Source organism: Pseudarthrobacter sp. 05T312 (assembly GCF_056396685.1).
This window is the reverse complement of sequence record NZ_JBFTLY010000051.1, coordinates 1-557: the sequence shown is the minus strand read 5'-3', so window position 1 is coordinate 557 and position 557 is coordinate 1. Positions and strand designations below refer to the sequence as shown.

General features: G+C 68.0%; 1 pseudogene. It reads left to right on the top strand.

The features are described from left to right. Positions 1-557: pseudogene (locus AC1DIP_RS22250) on the top strand (IS5/IS1182 family transposase); the annotation flags it as partial.

The following is a 557-nucleotide window of genomic DNA, read 5'->3' as shown; positions in this document are numbered from 1 at the left end:
AAGGCCGCTTGCGGCTACGGGCTGACCGATACCGCGTTCCATCCGAGCACGCTGACGTACTGGCGAAAGCGGCTGGCCGCCTCGTCGGATCCGCACCGGATCATGGAAGCCATCGCCAAAGTCGTCGCGGAAACCGGGGCTTTGACGGGCAAGCGCCGCAGAGCGGTGGATTCAACGGTCCTTAACGACGCGGTCGCCAGGCAGGACACGATCACGCAGCTGATCGCCGCGGTCCGCCGCTTCGGCCGGGACATCCCGGGCGGACAAGAACTCGTGACCGCCCACGCCACGGGCTATGACTACATCCGCACCGGTAAGCCGGACATCGCCTGGGATGACCAGGACGCCAAAGACGGGCTGATCTCCGCGCTGGTCACCGACGCCCTGGCGTTGCTGGCCGCGGTCGACCCCGAAACGCTGGACGGAAAGGCTGCTGATGCCTACGCTCTGCTGGCCCTGGTCGCCGGGCAGGACGTGGAACCGGCCGAGGACTCCGACGGGACCGACGGGCGATGGCGGATCGCCCGGAAGGTCGCCCCGGACCGGATGATCTCCAC